13 protein-coding genes are annotated in these 19,298 nt (G+C 70.1%); 8 read left to right on the plus strand and 5 right to left on the minus strand.

From position 1 onward, the window contains the following. Positions 1–79: 79 nt before the first annotated feature. Positions 80–637, plus strand: a complete 558-nt coding sequence (gene frr, locus GA0070561_RS13175; protein WP_088946658.1) for a ribosome recycling factor — start codon at positions 80–82, stop codon at positions 635–637. Positions 638–689: 52 nt separating this feature from the next. On the opposite strand, the gene GA0070561_RS13180 is transcribed toward frr, so the two are convergent. Beyond that, on the minus strand, positions 690–1,133 hold the full coding sequence (locus tag GA0070561_RS13180) for a hypothetical protein (RefSeq protein ID WP_091400302.1): 444 nt from the start codon (positions 1,131–1,133) through the stop codon (positions 690–692). Between the two features lie 382 nt (positions 1,134–1,515). Here GA0070561_RS13180 and GA0070561_RS13185 point away from each other — a divergent pair, with 382 nt between their 5' ends. The 3 genes from GA0070561_RS13185 (at position 1,516) to GA0070561_RS13195 (ending at position 5,361) form a co-directional block, all read left to right on the plus strand. Continuing rightward, positions 1,516–2,904, plus strand: a complete 1,389-nt coding sequence (locus GA0070561_RS13185; RefSeq protein WP_091400303.1) for a phosphatidate cytidylyltransferase — start codon at positions 1,516–1,518, stop codon at positions 2,902–2,904. Positions 2,905–3,008: 104 nt separating this feature from the next. Then, a complete protein-coding gene (rlmN, locus tag GA0070561_RS13190) occupies positions 3,009–4,166 on the plus strand; it encodes a dual-specificity RNA methyltransferase RlmN (RefSeq protein WP_091400305.1) in 1,158 nt (385 codons plus the stop codon). 31 nt (positions 4,167–4,197) lie between these two features. Next, positions 4,198–5,361 carry a DivIVA domain-containing protein gene (locus GA0070561_RS13195; protein WP_091400306.1) on the plus strand — a complete coding sequence of 388 codons (1,164 nt, stop codon included), beginning with the start codon at positions 4,198–4,200 and terminating at the stop codon, positions 5,359–5,361. 86 nt (positions 5,362–5,447) lie between these two features. Here the strand turns inward: GA0070561_RS13195 and GA0070561_RS13200 are convergent, their stop codons facing one another. Then, positions 5,448–5,669 carry a DUF2631 domain-containing protein gene (locus tag GA0070561_RS13200; RefSeq protein WP_091400308.1) on the minus strand — a complete coding sequence of 74 codons (222 nt, stop codon included), beginning with the start codon at positions 5,667–5,669 and terminating at the stop codon, positions 5,448–5,450. 198 nt (positions 5,670–5,867) lie between these two features. Here GA0070561_RS13200 and GA0070561_RS13205 point away from each other — a divergent pair, with 198 nt between their 5' ends. Further along, complete coding sequence (locus tag GA0070561_RS13205; protein ID WP_091400310.1) at positions 5,868–7,448, plus strand: Rieske 2Fe-2S domain-containing protein; 1,581 nt, start codon at positions 5,868–5,870, stop codon at positions 7,446–7,448. Between the two features lie 187 nt (positions 7,449–7,635). Continuing rightward, positions 7,636–8,280: a TMEM175 family protein gene (locus GA0070561_RS13210; protein WP_167362428.1), complete on the plus strand. Its 645-nt coding sequence runs from the start codon at positions 7,636–7,638 to the stop codon at positions 8,278–8,280. Here the strand turns inward: GA0070561_RS13210 and GA0070561_RS13215 are convergent. Beyond that, the gene (locus GA0070561_RS13215) at positions 8,269–9,864 is read right to left on the minus strand and encodes a phytoene desaturase family protein (RefSeq protein ID WP_091400313.1); all 1,596 of its coding nucleotides are present in this window, start codon (positions 9,862–9,864) and stop codon (positions 8,269–8,271) included. The two genes, GA0070561_RS13210 and GA0070561_RS13215, sit on opposite strands and share 12 nt — an antisense overlap. Before the next feature lie 134 nt (positions 9,865–9,998). Continuing rightward, positions 9,999–10,853, minus strand: a complete 855-nt coding sequence (locus tag GA0070561_RS13220; RefSeq protein ID WP_091400314.1) for a YhjD/YihY/BrkB family envelope integrity protein — start codon at positions 10,851–10,853, stop codon at positions 9,999–10,001. 51 nt (positions 10,854–10,904) lie between these two features. Between GA0070561_RS13220 and GA0070561_RS13225 the strand changes: the two genes are divergently transcribed. Both GA0070561_RS13225 and GA0070561_RS13230 read left to right on the plus strand, forming a co-directional pair. Then, entirely contained in the window at positions 10,905–11,456 is a 552-nt protein-coding gene (locus tag GA0070561_RS13225) for a GNAT family N-acetyltransferase (RefSeq protein WP_091400316.1), read from the plus strand. A 450-nt stretch (positions 11,457–11,906) separates the two neighbouring features. After that, complete coding sequence (locus tag GA0070561_RS13230; protein ID WP_091400318.1) at positions 11,907–15,878, plus strand: CARDB domain-containing protein; 3,972 nt, start codon at positions 11,907–11,909, stop codon at positions 15,876–15,878. 85 nt (positions 15,879–15,963) lie between these two features. Here GA0070561_RS13230 and GA0070561_RS13235 read toward each other — a convergent pair whose 3' ends face one another. Beyond that, positions 15,964–19,077, minus strand: a complete 3,114-nt coding sequence (locus GA0070561_RS13235) for a DNRLRE domain-containing protein (protein WP_091400319.1) — start codon at positions 19,075–19,077, stop codon at positions 15,964–15,966. Positions 19,078–19,298: the final 221 nt, after the last annotated feature.

Consider the following 19,298-nt stretch of genomic DNA (forward strand, 5'->3'; position numbering starts at 1 on the left):
GTCCCGCCGACGGCGACGACAGCGGTCTGACGACTTTCAGCAGAGCCCACCACGAGCACAGAAGGAGGCGAGGAGACCGGTGATCGACGACACCCTCCTCGAGGCCGAGGAGAAGATGGAGCGTGCGGTTGAGCACGCCAAGGAGGAGTTCGGCGCCATCCGTACCGGTCGCGCCAACGCCGCCATGTTCTCCAAGGTCATCATCGACTACTACGGCACGCCCACGCCGCTGACGCAGATGGCGTCCATCGCGGTCCCCGAGCCGCGGATGGCCATCATCAAGCCGTACGACAACTCGCAGATCAACGCCATGGAGAAGGCGATCCGCGACTCGGACCTCGGGGTGAACCCGAACAACGAGGGCAACCAGCTGCGCATCCTGCTCCCGCAGATGACCGAGGAACGCCGCCGCGACATGATCAAGGTGGCTCGGCACAAGGGCGAGGAGGCCAAGGTGGCGATCCGCAACGTCCGCCGCCGTGGCAAGGAAGAGCTGGACCGGATCGTCAAGGACGGCGAGGCCGGCGAGGACGACGGTCGCCGCGCCGAGAAGGAACTCGACGACCTGACCCAGCGGTACGTGGCCAGCATCGACGACCTGGTGAAGCACAAGGAAACCGAGCTGCTCGAGGTGTGACCCATGCTTCGAGGCCCGTTCCCGACGTCGGGGACGGGCCTCGTTCCATAGGTCAGCAGGGGATCCAGACGGTCCTGGTGCTCTCGGCGAACTGCTCGCCGGTGTCCCAGTCGCGCAGCGAGAAGTGGGCGGTGGCCCGGCCGGGGTGCAGTGCCGGAGCGATCCGGGCGAACGCCATCCCGAGTTCGACGGTGCCGCCGTCGCAGAGGATCTCGCCGGCGCCGTGTCCCCCGGTGGCCCAGAGGGTCGGCAGGCCGTCCTGCACCAGCGAGGCCGACATGAGGACGATGCCGGCCGGGCAGTTCCGGGCGGTGGCGGTGACCGCTGCTGCCGGGTACGTGATTCCCGGCTCGCCGACGGGCGGCTCGAACGGGTACAGCTCGCTGGTGTGGCGGTCGATGGTGATCCTGGTCCGTGCCGTGGTGGCGGCGGCCGGTGACCCTGCTCCCAGGACCATGGCGGCCACCGTCAACACCGCGAGACCGAACTTGTACATGTGAGTGCCCTTCCCCCGTACCGGAGCGCGGGCTGGCGCCGGCGCGGCACCAGCGGACCACGCCGGCCAGGGTTCGCTCAGTACTCGATCGCGCACCGGACGAGTCGGATCGACGGCTGCGGATTGCCTGCGGTCTGCCGTACCGAACGGGTGTGCGTCGCTGGCCGACGGGCCGGCGGCGTGGGTGGCGTCCGTGGGCGTGCCTCGTCCGCCGTGCCGATCCGGCGTGTGCAGTAGGCTCGGCAGGATTCCCGGCCACCGGGTGGTGAACACCGGGGATCGACCGACCGTCGGGGCGGTCAATCGGAGGAACATCGCACGTGTAGGGGATGCTTGTGGTCTTGCGTCATGTGGTGGTTCTCGTGCCGCGTCGCGGTGCGTGATGTCCCACCCCGACCCCTACGGCAGCGAGCCTCGCGGCTGGGACCGGCCGGAGCGCCCGGTGGCGCTGCCCTGGCCGGACCAGGAGCTGGAGGCCGGCCAGTGGAGCCGCCGTCCCGCCGCCGGCCCTGAGCTGTACGCCGACCCGCACGCCCGGCCGTACGCCGACCCGCAGCCCGCGGACCCGTACGACGAGCGTGGCCGCCCGGTCCGCCCGGACGACCGTTTCGACGACCGGGACCGGCACGATCGTTTCGACGACCTGGACCGGCACGTCGACGACCGCAACCAGCCCGACCGGTACGACGACCGGGGTCGCGGTGACCGCTACCCGGACCGACCTCCCGCGGGGGAGGGGCCGCCCAGTTACGACGGCCCGGATCGTGGGCGCTTCGACGAGCCGAGCCGTCTCGACGGCCCTCCCGTCCGCTTCGACGACCCGGGGTACCCGACCGAGCAGCTCGCGCCCGTCCGGGCGGAGGTGGTGCCGGACGAGGCTCCGACGACCGGTCGACGGTCGAAGGGACGACGTCGGGCCAGCCTCGACCGACCGGCCACCCAGCAGGTGGGCACCGGGCGGGCCGGGCGCAACCTTCCCGCGGCGATCGGGGTCGGGCTCGGCCTCGGCGCGCTGATCGTGGTGCCGCTGGTCTTCTATCCGTTGGCCTTCCTGCCGGTGATCGCCGCCGCGGTCGCCATCGGCATCTGGGAGATGGCCCGCGCGGTACGACGCAGCGGTGCGCACCCGCCGCTGGTGCCACTGATCGCCGGTGGCGTGTTGACGGTGGGTCTGGCCTGGTACGCCGGCCCGGACGCGCTCAGCCTGGGGCTGCTGGTCACCGTGCTGGGCACCATGATCTGGCGGTTGGGTGACGGGCCGGCCGGGTTCCAGCGGGATCTCACCGCGGCCACCCTGATCGCCGTCTACGTGCCGTTCCTCGCCGGTTTCGCGGCGTTGCTGGCGGCGGCCCCCGACGATGGGCGCCTGCGCATCCTGGCCACGCTGATCGGGGTGGTCCTCTCCGACACCGGCGGGTACGCGGCAGGGGTCTCCTTCGGCCGTCACCCGATGGCCCCGTCGATCAGCCCGAAGAAGTCCTGGGAGGGCTTCGCCGGCTCGGTCACCGCGGCGGCCCTGGGCGGAGCGTTGCTGCTGTGGCTGATGTTCGAGGTGGCCCCCTGGTGGGGCGCGCTGTTCGGGGTGGCCGTCTCCTGCGCGGCGGTCCTCGGCGACCTGGCCGAGTCGATGATCAAGCGGGATCTCGGCGTCAAGGACATGAGTAATCTGCTGCCCGGCCACGGCGGTCTGATGGACCGGCTGGACTCGATCCTGTTCGCGGTGCCGACGGCCTACCTGCTGTTGGCGGTCTTCGTGCCGGTGGTGAGCTGAGGTATGAATCACGGCGACCTGGTCATCCGGCTCCGACGGTCGCGGCCCGTTCGACACCTCCGGACCGGCAGCCACCGCCGACGGCGTGACACACTGGACCAGCCATGACGAGCCTGCCCTTGATCCCCGCCATCTCGGTCGCCCCCGCCGCGCGCCGGGCCTCCATGCCCCCTCAGCACCTCGCTGACCTGGACCTGGCCGGCCGCCAGGCGTTGGTCACCGGGCTGGGTGAGCCGGCCTTCCGCGCCAAGCAGGTCTCCAACCACTACTTCGGGCGGTTGGTCCGCGACCCGCAGGCGATGACCGATCTGCCCGCTGCGACCCGGGAGCGGCTGGCCGACCAGTTGCTGCCGACGTTGCTCAACCCGGTGCGCGAGTTGGCCTGCGATGACGGCGCGACCCGCAAGGCGCTCTGGCGGCTGCACGACGGTGCGCTGGTGGAGAGCGTGCTGATGGGTTACCCGGACCGGGTGACCGTCTGCATCTCCAGCCAGGCGGGTTGCGGCATGGCCTGTCCGTTCTGCGCGACCGGCCAGGCCGGGCTGACCCGCAACCTGTCGACGGCGGAGATCGTCGACCAGGCGGTGTACATGGCCGGGGTGGCGGCCTCCGGCGTGGTGGCGGGTTCCCCGCCGAGGCTGTCGCGCGTCGTCTTCATGGGCATGGGCGAGCCGCTGGCCAACTACAACCGGGTGATCGCGGCGATCCGTCGGCTGGTCAGCCCGGCTCCGGAGGGGCTCGGCCTGTCCCAGCGGCACATCACCGTTTCCACGGTCGGCCTGGTTCCGGCCATCCACCGACTGGCCAGCGAAGACCTCTCAGTGACCCTTGCGCTGTCGTTGCACGCGCCCGATGATGATCTGCGCGACGAACTCGTGCCGGTAAACCAGCGCTGGAAGGTAGCCGAGGTGCTGGACGCAGCGTGGGACTACGCCGCCCGGACGGGCCGCCGCGTGTCGATCGAGTACGCGATGATCAAGGACGTGAACGACCAGCCGTGGCGAGCCGACCTGCTCGGGCGGCTGCTGGCCGGCAAGTTGGCCCACGTGAACCTCATTCCGCTCAATCCGACGCCGGGCAGCCGCTGGGACGCGAGCCCGAAGCCGGTCGAGCGGGAGTTCGTCCGGCGGTTGCGCGACGCCGGGGTGTCCACCACAGTTCGGGACACCCGAGGTCGCGAGATCGACGGCGCGTGTGGCCAGCTTGCCGCCGCCGAAGACAACGACACCAACACCGACCGCGCCGGAGAGGCACCGGCGTGACCGGGCGTGGCGAACGAGACCAGGAGACATAGTGGCGAGTCAGGGTCAGCGTTTCCGGCGCAAGGCGCTCCGCCGGGGATACAAGGTCGACGAGGTGGATGCCTTCCTCGACCGGGTCGAGGCGACGCTCGACGGCCGACAGGTCGGTGCCCCGGTGGCCTCCCAGGAGGTTCATGACGTCGTCTTCCGGGTCCGTTTCAACGGCTACGACGAGTGGCAGGTCGACCTGCACCTGGACCGGGTCGAGCGGCAGCTGGCCGAGCTGGAGGAGCGCAACAGCGCCGGACGCGGTGGCGACCCCCGGATGGGTGACCGGATGGGCCCACCGGACCGGATGGGTCCGCCGATGCGTGACGACCGGGGCATGGTCCCGCAGCCGATGCCGCCCCGGCCGATGCCCGCGCAGGCCGGCCCGCCCTACGGCCGCTACGACGAGCCGACCGGTGCCTTCACCGGTGGGTACGACGCCCCCCGCGGCGGTGGTTACGACGCGCCACGTGGCCCGGCCGGCCCGCCGATGGGTCCCGGCGGCCCGATGGGCCCCGGCCCGATGGGTGGCCACGGCATGCCGCAGCGCGGCCTGCCCGCCGGTCCCAGCGGGTACGGCCCCCCGGACGACCAGCGCTCACCCGCTGGCTACGGCCAGGATGATCAGCGCGGCGGGTACGGCCCCGACGACCAGCGCGCGCCGGGCGGTTATCCGCCGCCGCCGGAGGAGCCGCGCTTCGACGGCTTCGAGGCCGGGCGACACGGTCGCGCCGACATGACGGCCGAGATCCGGATGCCGGAGCGGGATCTGCGCGACATGCGCCGTGGTCCGGCCGGTCCGCCTCCGCTGCCGCAGCAGGGCATGGGTGGCCCGCCGATGGCCGGTCCGCCCGCGGTGGCCGGCCCCCCGATGGGTGGCCCGCCGATGGGTGGTCCGCCGATGGCCGGTCCGCCCGGCAGCGACCTGTACCGGGTCGACCAGATCCGTCGTAGCTTCCAGGTGCGCCGGTTCGGCAGCGGGTACGACCCCGACCAGGTGGATCGGTTCTTCGACACCCTGCTCGGTGGCATGCAGCGCCGCAACCCGATGCCGGTCGACCCGAAGGACCTGGACACGCTCCGGTTCGGCCTGGTGCCGGGTGGCTACTTCGAGGCCGAGGTCGACGCCGCGCTCAAGGACGTGCAGGACATCCTTTTCGGGCGCTGACCCCGACGCGACACGGACGAGGGCCCGTCCCCGGGTGGGGGCGGGCCCTCGGCGTACGTCGGCCGGTCGTCCGGCGGTGGGTCGGGTCAGGAGCGCAGACCGCTGCGCCGCAACACGACGTCGCCGATCACGATGATCAGCAGCAGCGCGGCCAGGCCGATCAGCCAGATGTCCTCGACCCTGCCCTCGTGGTTGCCGCAGATCATCGCCAGCAGCGCCAGTGCGGACAGCACGGCGCCGATCTGCCCGGCCTTGCGGTGCCCGGGCTTGTGCTGGTCTGGCGACGTTACCGGCTCGCTTCCTGCCACTGTCGGTCCTTCCCTCGCGATCGGATCTTTGGTTAGTCTGGCACGCCTCGTACGCGGTGCGGTGGGGTGGGGGTTTCCTGGCCATCGGCCCTGCCCCACCCGGGCTGGACGGCACTACCGGCGTCGCGGGGTGGCGGTCAGACTCGCTCCGGTAGCGTTTGGCGTACACCTGATTGTCTGTTTGAGGGGGACTGTGCGGTGCGAGTGACCGGAACCGGGCACGCCAGCATGCGGATCGACACGGCCGCGGGCAGCATCCTGTGCGACCCGTGGGTCAACCCGGCCTACTTCGCGTCGTGGTTCCCTTTCCCGGACAATTCACTGCTGGACTGGGAGAGCCTGGGTCAGGTCGACTACCTGTACGTCTCCCACCTGCACCGGGACCACTTCGACGCGAAGCACCTGCGTGACTTCGTCTCCAAGGACGCCACGGTCCTGCTCCCCGAGTTCCCCACCTCGGAGATGGAGGACGAGTTCCGGGCGCTGGGCTTCACCAAGTTCCTGAAGGCGCCCAACGAGCAGGTGGTGGAGCTGCCCGGCGGCCTGAAGATCATGATTCAGGCGTTGACCAGCCCGACCGACGGGCCGATCGGCGACTCCTCGCTCTGGGTCGAGTACGAGGGTGTGCGGCTGCTCAACCAGAACGACGCCCGCCCCACCGACCTGAGCGTCTTCGCCGAGCTGGGGCACGTGCACGCGCACCTGCTCCAGTTCTCCGGTGCGATCTGGTACCCGATGGTCTACGAACTGCCGCAGGCGGCGAAGACCGCGTTCGGCAAGCAGAAGCGTGACCGGCAGTTCGACCGGACCTGGCGGTACATCGACGACCTGAAGGCGTCGCACGTCTTCCCGATCGCCGGCCCGCCGTGCTTCCTCGACGACGCCCTGTGGCAGTTCAACGACATCCACGGCGACGAGGGCAACATCTTCCCCGACCAGTCCGTCTTCCTGTCCGAGTACGCCAAGGTCGGCGGCACCAACGGGATCGTGCTGCTGCCGGGCAGCGTCGCCGAGGTCACCACCGAGGGCGCGAGCACCACCCACCCGGTGCCGGTGCAGGAGTTCTTCGCGAACAAGGTCGCGCACCTGGAGGAGATGCGGGAGCGCAAGCGCCCGATCATCGAGGCGGAGAAGGCATCCTGGCGGCACCCCGAGGTGGACGTGCTCGGCGAGATGAAGCGTCGGATCGAGCCGCTGCTCGACGAGTCGATCTACCTGGCCAAGGGCGTCGGCGGCCCGGTCCGTTTCGACCTGGTGGGGTATGACGGCGAGAGCGTCGAGTCGATCGTGGTGGACTTCCCCGGCAAGGAGGTCCGGCCGTACGCGGACGAGAAGGTGCGCTACCGGTTCCGGACCGAGCGGTCGCTGATCGAGCACCTGCTCTTCATTGACGAGGTGGACTGGGTCAACTCGCTCTTCCTGTCCTGCCGGTTCTCGGCGGCCCGGATCGGCCAGTACAACGAGTTCGTCTACGCGTTCTTCAAGTGCCTCTCCGAGGAGCGGCTCCAGTACGCCGAGGGCTGGTACGACGAGCACGAGCGCAGCACCGACGCCGAGGACATCACCTTGGGCGACTGGGTGGTGCAGCGGCGGTGCCCGCACCTGAAGGCGGACCTGACCCGCTTCGGCATCGTCGACGGTGACCAGCTCACCTGCCAGTTGCACGGCTGGCGCTTCGACCTGCCCAGCGGCCGCTGCCTGACCAGCGTGGGCCACAAGGTGCGAGCCCACCGCGTGGATGCGGAAACCCCCGCCCCCGCCGGCGAGGCCGTGATCTGATCCCGCGTGGTCGGGTTGCGCGACGTCGGGCCCGGCCGCACCGGTTCCGCGTTCACGCCGCCCCCGTGTACGCCACGATGCAGTGGTGTGGTGAGAGCCGCAGACCGGCAGCAACCGGGCATGGGGGCGGGTAGTGGCGGGGGCGGACGCGCGGGAGAGCGAGTACCGGTACGGGCGCGGCCGGGAGATGGCCCGGGACGCTACCCGGGTGGAGACGTTCAGCGACGGCGTCTTCGGGGTCGTGCTGACGGTGATGGCGGTCGAGCTGCTCCAGACCGGCCCGGCCAGGGAGAGCGGGCGAGAGCTTCCGGACGCCCTGGCCCACGCCTGGCCGTCCTACCTGGCGTACGTGATCACTTTCGCGATCGCCGGGCAGGTGTGGCTCGCCCACCACAACCTGTGGCGGTATGTGGCCCGGGTGGACCAGATGCTTCTGGTCTTCAACCTGCTCGTGTTGCTCTTCATCGCCACGATCCCGTTCACCGCCGACCTGCTGTCGGACAATCTGCGCGGAAACCCGACCGAGCAGCGGCTGACCGCCGCTCTCTACGTCGGCACCGTGCTTGGTGAGGCGATCTTCGTCAATTTGAGCTGGTGGTGGGCTCGTCGGCGCGGTCTGCTCCACCCCGACCTGGATCCCCGGCTGGCCCGGGCCATCGCCAGCCGGATACTGCTGAAGCCGCTGTTCTACCTGATCGCCTTCGCCATCGTCTTCGTCGACCCCATCCTCAGCCTGTGCGCGTACCTCCTGCTGGTCGGCTTCTACCTGATCGGGGGCGCGGGTGACCTCCGGCCGGCCGGCCGGCCGAGACAGGGCCGGTCAGCGGCCTAGATCGGTGAGGATGCGGCGGGCGGCGTTGTGGCCGGCCGCGCCGATGACGCTGCCGGCCGGGTGGCAGCCGGCGCTGCCGGCGTACACACCGTCGATGCCGGTGGCGTAGGGCATCCGGTCGGTGAACGAGACGGTGTTGTCCACGTGGTGGATGTGCCCGCCGGTGATGCCGAAGTGCTCCTCGATGCCGGGTGGCGGCAGCGGCACCGCGTCGGCGATCAGGTCGGCGGTGCCGGGGGCGTACCGCTCGACGATCCCGAGCAGCCGGTCGACGTAGCCGGGCAGCTCCGCGTCCCAGGTGGTGCCGGCCAGCTCGTAGGGGACGGACTGGACGAAGAGCGCCGACGAGTGGTGCCCGGCGGCGTCAGAGAGCGACGGGTCGACGGTGGTGTGCAGGTACCACTCGATGGTGGGCTCCGCCGGCAGCAGCCCGGCCTGCACGTCCGCCCACATGGCGCGCAGCGCGGTCATCGGCGACGCCTCCGCGCCGCCGACCAGCGACGCCGACCCGGGCAGCAGGTGGATGGTCGAGCCGAACGGGCTCGGCGTGCCGTCCGGAAGGCAGGAGAAGCGCGGCAGCCCGGTGAGCGCCAGGTTGAGCTTGAGGGTGGTGCCGGGCCGGCGGACCGCCGCCATCCGTTCGCCGAGCCGCGCCGGGAGCGCGCCGTCGGGCAACAGGTCCATCAACCGGTACGGGTCACACGCGCCGAGCACCAACCGGGCGGCGACCTCCCGACCGTCGGACAGCACCACTCCGCTCGCCGCGCCGCCGTCCACTGTCACCGCGTGCACCGGCGTACCGGTCAGGATGGTCGCTCCGGCGGCGCGCGCGGCCTCGGCGAAGGTCCGGGAGACGGTGCCCATCCCACCCTCGGCGATCATCCAGGTGCCGCCGGAGCCGGGCAGTCGGCACATGTTGTGCACGAGGAAGTTGTGGCCGGTGCCGGGGTCGTCCGGGCCGGCGTTGAGCCCGGACAGGCCGTCGGTGACCGCGTACATGCTGACCAGCAGCTCGGAGCGGAACTCGAACCGGGCCAGGTAGTCGGCGACCGAGCCCTGCACCAGGTCGACGAAGACCTGGCGCAGCGCCGGGCGGACGTGCCGCTCGGCGGTCTCCTGGACGCTCAGCGGCTCGGCCAGCCAGGCCGGGGCGAGGTCTTCCCGCAGCGCGGCCAGCTCGGCCTGCATGGCGTCGTCGGCGGCCACGTCGGCGGGGGAGAAGAACTCGGCGAGCTGCGCCCGGGTGGCGGCGGTGTCACTACCGAAGAGCAGGTACGGCGAGCCGAGGCCGCCCGGGGTGGGGAGGAAGTAGTGCGGGTCGCGGCGCAGCACCGGAATCCGTACGTCGAGCGTGGCGAGCAGCTCCGGGGGCATCAGCCCGAGCAGGTACGACCCGGTGGAGTGGCGCAGCCCCGGCACCTTCGGGAACGGGTTCTCGGTGCGGGTCGCGCCGCCGATCACGTCGGCGGCCTCCAGCACGAGGACGTCCAGGCCGGCGCGGGCCAGCAGGACCGCGGAGACCAGACCGTTGTGCCCGGCACCGACGATCACGACGTCGGCGCGGGCCGGAATCTCACTGCTCATGCCGCGGCAGCCTAGTCCGCCCCACCAGCCCAGGTCACCCCTTCCGCTCCCCACCCACCCCTGCCCCGCCCTCGCCCCCGGTGATCAAGAGCTTTGCGTCAAGGACCGGCTTCCCGGTGACGCAAACCTCTTGATCAACCCGGCGGGGTGGGGTCGGGGGTGGGGGTGGGGGTGGTGCGCCAGTGGGAGAGGGCCAGCGTGGCGGAGTAGCCGGCCAGGACGATCACGTGGAACAGGTAGAGCCAGAGGAGGACGGCCACGCCGCCGCCGATCTCGTCGAAGCCGCCGAACGGCACTCCCAGGTCCAGTGGAAGGGAGGCGAAGAGCACGAAGCCGTGCAGGAAGCCGGAGAGGTTCGCCGCGGTGAACGACCCGACCCCGAGGGTGGAGAGCCAGTCCGGTGAGGCCGGCCCGACGACCCGGAACACCCACACCAGCACCGGCGTCAGCACCAGCCAGACCCCCAGGAACGACAGCACCACGCCGAGCACACCGAACCAACCGCCCTGGCGTACGAGGCGGGTGGTGAGCGGGAGCGCCAGCAGGATCGACAGCAGCAGCGCGGGGGCCGGCGCGAGCAGTGGCAGGAGCAGGAGCCGGCCCCGCCAGCCGACCAGGTGCTCGTCGGAGCGGGGCGCGGCCACCGAGACGAACGCCCGGCGCAGGCCCTCGCCGTACAGCGAGGCGGGCAGCAGGGAGGCCAGCGCCAGCAGCGGGGTCAACCCCACCCCGGCGTCGACCAGTGCCTCCACCGCCCGGGGCGCGCCGATCGCGGTGGGCAGGGCCTCCACGGCGTACGAGGTGAGCCGGCGTACCCGGTCGGCCCCGGCCACCAGTGCGGTGAGCCAGATCGCCAGCAGGGCGACCGGCACCACGGCGATCGCCCCGTAGAAGGTGATCGCGGCGGCGTGCAGCGACAGGTCCCGTCCGCGCACCGGACGGAATGCGGCACTGGTGATCCGTTTCGCGCGCTGCCATCCGTTGCCCATCGGATCCTCCTTCCCTGTCGCCGGAGCCGTCACTCCTTAAGATCGCCGGTCATGACTGTTCTCACCACCGAACGCCTGATCCTGCGCGACTGGACCGACGATCCGGCCGATCTGGCCCGGATCTACGACATCTACTCGCGGCCGGAAGTCAGCCGATATCTGGGCATGGCGTCGGGTCTGCCGATGACCAACCCGGCCGAGGCCGTCGAGCGGCTGCGGATCTGGCAGGAGCGGCACGCCGACGACGGCGGCCGGTACGGCACGTGGGCGATCGAGGTACGCGGGACGGGTCAGGCGGTGGGCACCGTGTTGCTCAAGCCGCTGCCGGGGCGCGACGAGTCGCGCCGGACCGACGACATCGAGGTGGGCTGGCACCTGCACCCGGACGCGTGGGGCCACGGCTACGCCACCGAGGCGGCCCGCGCGGCGGTGGCCCGGGAGTTCGCCGCCGGTACCCGGGAGATCTACGCGGTCGTGTCGCCGAGCAACGAGCCGTCGATGGCGGTCGCTCGGAGGCTGGGCATGACCCATGTCGGTCAGCGCACCGACTGGTACGGCGGGGAGCTGCTGGAGACCTTCGTGCTGACCGCACCAGATGCCTGATCGTTCCCGGACGACCTGACGCAAGATCCGTGCAATTTCGGGGAAGGTGTGGCCTCCAGTCGTCGGGAGGCGGCCCCTTCCCCGAAACTGTGGGCAGGTCGGGCAGGGCGGTGACCCTCAGGGCAGGCAAGTCCGTCAATAGTTACGGCGGTCGAAGTGTTGACGCTCCCGTAGCACGTCAGTAACCTTTGGGCCAAAGTAACGCAAGATTTCGACAAAGAAGTGCACGGTTCTGTGCATGCTCTCGGAAGATTCAACGGGCCTCCTGGGGAGGCCCGTTGATGGTCGTACCCATCTGGTGTTTCCAGGACGAGCGGCGCCCCCGCGCCGCCCGTGCCATCCCGTCTCTCTCGACACCGGCCCGCTCGCGTCGGCCGGCGCTGCACCGCACCCCCACCCACCCCGTGGTCCAGCCACCGCGGCAACCGTCCCCCGACGACAAGGACAGTGATGAGACGAACGAATCTGTTCAGGATGGTGGCGGCCACGGCCGCCGCCGCGCTGATCGCGACGGCCGGGGCGACCGCCCTCGCGAACCCGGCCGCCGCCGCCCGCCCGGCCGACCCGGCCGCCGCACGGAGTACCGGCTTCGCCGCGGCGGCCGCCAACCTCGCCCAGGGCCGTCCCACCCAGGAGAGCGGCCACGCCGACGTCTACGACTCGTCGAAGGTCGTCGACGGCAACGCGGGCAGCTACTGGGAGAGCGTCAACAACGCGTTCCCGCAGTGGGTGCAGGTCGATCTCGGCTCGTCGCAGAGCGTCAACCAGGTAGTGCTGAAGCTGCCGACCTCCGGTTGGGGAACCCGGACGCAGACGCTGAGCGTGCGGGGCAGCACCAACGGTTCGTCCTTCACCGATCTGGTCGGGTCGCAGACGTACACCTTCAACCCCGCCAGCGGCAGCACCGCCACGATCAACTTCAGCTCGACCTCCACCCGCTACGTCCGGATCACCATCACCGCCAACAGCGGCTGGCCGGCCGGGCAGCTCTCCGAGCTGGAGGTGTACGGCAGCGGCGGCACCACCCCCGACACCACCGCGCCGAGCGTTCCCGGCAACCTCTCCTACACCCAGTCGGGCACCACCATCAGCCTCAACTGGGTCGCGTCGACCGACAACGCGGGCGGCAGCGGCATCGCCGGCTACGACGTCTACCGCAACGGCGCGTTCCTCCAGTCCATCGGCAACGTGACCACATTCAACGACACCCAGCCGGCCACGGCGACCGTGTCGTACCACGTCCGGGCCCGTGACGCCGCCGGCAACCTCTCCGGCAACAGCAACACCGTCACCCGTACCGGCAGCGGTGACACCACCGCGCCGAGCGTCCCGGGGACGCTGTCGCACAGCACGTCGGGCAGCACGATCTCGCTCAACTGGGGGGCCTCCACCGACTCCGGTGGCAGCGGGCTCGCCGGCTACAACGTCTACCGGGGCGGCAGCCTGATCGCCACGCTGGGCACCGTCCTCACCTACCAGGACACCCAACCGGCGACGGCGACCGTGTCCTACTACGTCCGCGCTCGCGACGGCGCCGGCAACCTCTCCGGCAACAGCAACACCGTCACCCGCACCGGCAGCAATCCGCCGGCCTGCACCAACGTGACGCAGGGCAAGAGCATGACGGCGAGCGGCTCCACCTTCAGCTTCACCCCGGACAAGGCGAACGACGGGCAGCTCACCACCTACTGGGAGGGCGCGGCGAGCTACCCGCAGAACCTGACCGTGGCGCTGGGCGCGAACCACTCCATCTCCGCTGTCACAGTGAAGCTCAACCCGGACCCGGCCTGGGGCACCCGTACCCAGACCATCCAGGTCCTCGGCCGCGACCAGGCGTCGTCCTCGTACACCAGTCTGGTGTCGGCGGCGGCCTACCAGTTCGCCCAGGGCACCAACGTGGTGACCATCCCGGTCAGCGCGACCACCGCGGACGTGCAGTTGCGGTTCACCGGCAACACCGGTGCCCCGTCCGGCCAGGTGGCCGAGCTTGAGGTGTGCGGCACCCCGGCGCCCAACCCGGATCTGGTCGTCAGCTCGGTGACCTGGTCGCCCGCGTCGCCCAGCGAGGTCTCCCCGGTCACCCTCTCGGCAGTGGTGCAGAACATCGGTTCGGCCGCCGCCGGTGCGACCACTGTGAACTTCAGCCTGGCCGGCGCGGTCGTCGGCAGCGCCTCGGTGGGCACGCTCGCCGCGGGGGCCTCGACCACCGTGTCGTTCAACGCGGGTACGCGGCCGATGGGCAGCTACGCCGTCTCGGCGGTGGTCGACCCGGCGAACACGATCGTCGAGCAGAACAACGGCAACAACAGCCGCACCGCCGCGTCACCGCTGGTGGTGGCGCAGGCTCCGGGCCCCGACCTCCAGGTGCTCAGCATCGCCTCGAACCCGCCGAACCCGGCCGTCGGGGCGTCCGTCACCTTCACCGTGACGGTTCGCAACCGGGGCACCAGCGCGACCGGCGCGACCACTGTCACCCGGCTGGTGGCGGGCAGCACCACGCTCAACACCAACACCGCCTCGATCGCCGCCGGCGCGACGGTCACCGTGGCCATCAGCGGTAGCTGGACCGCCACCAGCGGCGGCGCCACCATCACCGCCACCGCCGACGCCACAAACGTGGTCGCCGAGACCAACGAGACCAACAACGCGTTCAGTCAGTCGATAGTGGTCGGTCGTGGGGCCGCCGTCCCGTACGTCTCCTACGAGGCGGAGGCCGGCCGTTACCAGGGCACGCTGCTGGAGGCCGACCCGCTGCGTACCTTCGGGCACACCAACTTCGCCAGCGAGTCCTCGGGTCGCAAGTCGGTACGACTCAGCAGCACCGGTCAGTTCGTCGAGTTCACCTCGGCCAACCAGGCCAACTCCATCGTGGTGCGTAACTCCATCCCGGACGCGCCCGGTGGGGGCGGCATCGAGGCGACCATCAGCCTCTACGTCAACGACGTCTTCTCCCGGAAGTTGACACTGTCGTCGAAGCACAGCTGGCTCTACGGCAACACCGACGGGCCGGAGGCGCTGACCAACACCCCGCAGGCCGACGCCCGACGGCTCTTCGACGAGTCGAACGCGCTGCTGGCGCAGTCGTACCCGGCCGGCACCCGGTTCAGGTTGCAGCGCGACTCGGGTGACACCGCATCCTTCTACGTCATCGACATGATCGATCTGGAACAGGTGGCGCCGGCGGCGAGCCAGCCGGCCGGTTGCACCTCGATCACCTCGTACGGTGCGGTCCCGAACGACGGGCTCGACGACACCGCCGCCATCCAGCGGGCGGTGACCGACGACCAGAACGGTGTCATCAGCTGCGTCTGGATCCCCGCCGGGCAGTGGCGGCAGGAGCAGAAGATCCTGACCGACGACCCGCTGAACCGGGGCACGCACAACCAGGTCGGCATCAGCAACGTCACGATCCGGGGCGCCGGGATGTGGCACTCGCAGCTCTACACGCTGACCGAGCCGCAGAACGTGGTGGGCGGCATCAACCACCCGCACGAGGGCAACTTCGGCTTCGACATCGACAAGAACACCCAGATCTCCGACATCGCCATCTTCGGCTCGGGTCGGATCCGGGGCGGTGACGGCAACGCCGAGGGTGGCGTTGGTCTGAACGGTCGCTTCGGCACCGGCACGAAGATCAGCAACGTGTGGATCGAGCACGCCAACGTGGGTGTCTGGGTGGGCCGCGACTACGACAACATCCCCGACCTGTGGGGGCCGGCCGACGGGCTGGAGTTCACCGGCATGCGGATCCGCAACACGTACGCCGACGGCATCAACTTCAGCAACGGCACGCGTAACTCGCGGGTGTTCAACTCGTCCTTCCGCACCACCGGTGACGACGCGCTCGCCGTCTGGGCCAACCCGTACGTCAAGGACCGCAACGTCGACATCGCCCACGACAACCACTTCGTCAACAACACCATCCAGTTGCCCTGGCGGGCCAACGGCATCGCCATCTACGGCGGCTACGACAACTCGATCGAGAACAACCTGATCTACGACACCGCCAACTACCCGGGCATCATGCTGGCGACCGACCACGACCCGCTGCCGTTCTCCGGCACGACGCTGATCGCCAACAACGGGCTCTACCGCACCGGCGGCGCCTTCTGGAACGAGGACCAGGAGTTCGGTGCCATCACCCTCTTCCCGGCCACCAGGGACATCGTCGGAGTCACCATCCGCGACACCGACATCATCGACTCCACCTACGACGGCATACAGTTCAAGAACGGTGGCGGCAACATGCCGAACGTCGCCATCACCAACGTGCGGATCGACAGGTCCGTCAACGGTGCCGGCATCCTCGCGATGAGCGGCGCGCGCGGCAACGCCAACCTCACCAACGTGACCATCACCAACTCGGCCGACGGCAACATCGTCATCCAGCCGGGCTCGCAGTTCGTCATCAACGGCGGCTAGCCGTCCGCTTGATCACACGGTTTCAGTGAGGTCGGGGTGTCCGCATCTGCGGACACCCCGACTTTCGTGCTGGTCACTACGGCGCTCAGCCGAACGACTTGACCCCGCGCCAGTCGTCACCCAGGACGACCTTCACCGGCCCACCGGTGTCGGTGGTGGACGGGTGATAGATCCGCATCATGCCGTCCGTGCCCGAGCGGGTCCAGAAATCAGGCACCCGGTCTCCGCTGACGTCCGGAATGCTGATCATGGCACTGATGTTGGCCTCGGACCATCCCGTCCCGTATGAGACGTCGCCGCTGCGCGAGCCGGCGGCCGACTTGAGCGAATCAAGGTTCACGCTGCCCGGGGTCGAGCCAGGCTTGCCGTGCCGGACGTACATGTTGCCGTTGTCCAGGTTGCGCCAGATCATGTCAGGTGTGCCGTCCAGATCGATGTCGGCGACGTTGACGACCTCACGTCGGGCCCAGGCGGTGCCCTCCATCAGGGTCGCCTCCTGGAAGCTCCCACCCGTGTAGCCGCTCAGCACCCAGAAGGCCGGCCCGGCCCGCAGAATCAGGTCCGGGAGCTTGTCGCCGGTGATGTCACCGACGGCCTTGATCTGGGTCCAGGTGTCCGGCGAGGGCACCGCGGTTCCGCCGACACCGGTGGCCGGGAGGATGACCCGCAGTCGACGTTCGACGTCGAAGGTGCCGTACCCGTCGCCCGGGTAGAGCCAGAAGCCGCCGTCCGGGGTACGGGCGAACATGTCGGTCGTGCCGTCGCCGGGATAGGTGTCGGTGTGCTTGGTGAGCAGGGCCGCCCTGCCCGTGTTCGGGTCGAACCAGTGACCCGTCGGGTTGAGCTTGCCGTCGCTGTAGGAGCCGACGAGCCAGGCGTACAGCTCGCCCCCCGTGTCTCCGGCGTAGTTGCGCAGGTTGCCCGAGGAGTCCACCAGGAGCAGGTCGGGAATCCCGTCACCGCCCGTGTCGCCAGGCCCGTCGGCGGTCGAGCGCGGCGGCAGGTAGAACGTGTAATCGGTGCGGGCGCTGCGGTTGCCGACCGAGTCGTACGCGTACACGTGCAGGGTGGTGGGGCCGGCGTGCCGGGGTGCCAGGTTGGGCACTGTGGCTTTGCCGCCGGTCGCCGCCACGCTCACGGCGCCGATGCTCTCGAACGAGTAGGTGAAGCTCGTGGCGCCGGAGGCGGTGAACGTGATGGGACCCGTCTCGCCGAACTTGATCGTGGCCCACGTCGCGCCGTCGGGGGTGGCCTCCTTGAAGACGTCGCTGGCGACGTCCGGTGCCGGGGGTGCGGAGGCGTCGATGGTGAGGCGGCACGGCTCGCTGCCGGGTGGGAAGAACGACGACGTGGCGCCGACCGCGTCCTCGGCGCTCACCTCCCACGAGTAGACCGCCTTGTCCTCCAGGTTGCCGGCGGGGATCGTCAGTGTGGCCTTGCCGTCGGTCGTGGCGGTGACGACGGTGCCCGCCGGGGTGGTCGTGCCGTTCTTCCAGAAGCGGAAGCGCAGGCTCTTGAGGTTGCCGTCACCATCCGAGGCGGACGCGGACAGGACGATGTTGGTCTTCGCCACCGTCACGCCACCGCCGGGGCCGGGCACGCAGCTACCGCCGGGTGAGGTGGTGCCGCCCGTCGGCTCGTTGGGCGGCCGGTTGTAGGTGACGGTCAGCTCGGCGGAGGTGACCTTGAACTTGCGCCAGGTCAGCGTGTCGGACTCGCTGCTGGCACGCATGCCGAGGGTGAGGTTCGCCCAGCCGCCGTTGGCAGCGGCCTGGGCGCCCTTCTTCACGTCGAAGCTCACGTAGTCGTCGGCGCAGTTGCTGCCGTAGCCGTAGGCGAAGGACCGCCGGGACTGTTCCTCCACCCATGCCGGCTGCTTGTTCCAGGTGCTGCCGCTGGAGATGGAACCGGTGCGCCAGAGCTGCATCTCGCGGGACGTGCAGTTCCACGAGTGGTTGTTCAGCACCTTGAAGCTGGCCGATGTGACAGTCGCACCCTTGATTTTGGCGTCAAAGCCCATCCGCCAGAACGAGCGGGCTCGCAGCGGCGTGTCCTCCTCGTACCCCACCCGGGCGTCAGTGGTTCCGGAGTTGAAGTTGGTGCCGTTGTAGGTGTTGGTGTTGGGGTGCTGTGAATAGACGGTGGCCCAGGCCTGTTTGCCGCTGGTGAGGGTCGGGTCCAGGAAGACGGGGAAGAGCACGTCCGGGCCGGTGAGCAGCCCGGTGGCGGCGGCGTCGAGGTGCAGTCGGACGTCGCCGGTGCCGTCGCCGTCGAGTCGGGTGGGGATCTGGGCCTCGCGTGCGTCCGGCTCACTGCCGACGAGGCCGGACAGCTTCAGCACCTCGGCGGACGTGGCCACTGAGGTGCGGGGGGCGCTGTCGGGAGCCTCCGGGTCGCGTCCGGCGGAGTCCCAGGCGAACGGGCTGGGGATCGAGCTGACCTCCTCGCCGCTGACCTTGTCGAGGGCGAGGACGCCGCCGGTTGTCGCATCGCGGCGGAAGACGACCGTCTCGGAGCGCAGACCGTAGGTCAGGGAGCTGACGGCCTGGATCGTGGCGGCTGCTCGGTTCTTGACGATCAGCAGTTGTCCGACGCCGCCGTCGTCACGGGCGACGACGAGCAGGTCGACTCCGGGGTGGACCTCGGGGTAGAGGGCGCGCGGGCCGTCGAGCACCGGCTTCGGCAGCCGGCCGGGCCAGGTGTACGCGATGGTGTGGCCCTCGACGTCCATCTCGGTCAGTACGGTCGGAGTGCCGTCCGCCTGACCAGGGGCGCTGCCGCCGGAGAACCGCACCGGCGTGACGGCGTTGACGGGTCGGATGTCCAGCCCGCTGGCGGTGCTTCCGCCGCGGGTCAGCGTGTTGTCGACAGCCACCCACTGGCCGGCGGTGTTCTTCGACCGCTGGGGGATGGCGTGGACCGTGGTGCGCAACTGCCCGTTCGGCATGGCCCAGGTGAGCGAGGTGGCGCTGGTGGCGGTGTCCACCAGCACGTCCGTGCCGGTCCGCCGGGCGTCGGTCATCGCGGTCGCCTCGTCGCGCGGGGCGGCCGGCACCGGCGCGAGGACGGTGTCGCGCGGTTGGTCGGTCCACCGCAATGGCAGTGGGGTCGCGACAAGTGCGGCCAGCAGGACGCCCAGGGTGAGAGTCAGCCTGAAGCGCGTACGCACAAGCGGGCTGAGCAGGCGAGGCACGGTCACGGCGCTTCTACTCCCGTGGGGGCCGACAACAGGGGGATGGCACAACAAGCAGCCCCGTTCGGCGGGCCGCGGGGCAAAACGCGAGCACACGATCGCATGACGTGAGTCTTTTTCGTCCGCCCGAGCAACGTTATTGATCCGTTACACAACACTGGAAAGTCGCCGGGGGTTCATGCGTAATTTGATCTTGTGTACGTTTTGTCAGCCCGATTCAGAGGCAC

Origin of the sequence: Micromonospora saelicesensis, from assembly GCF_900091575.1 — a bacterium.
GTDB lineage: Bacteria > Actinomycetota > Actinomycetes > Mycobacteriales > Micromonosporaceae > Micromonospora > Micromonospora saelicesensis.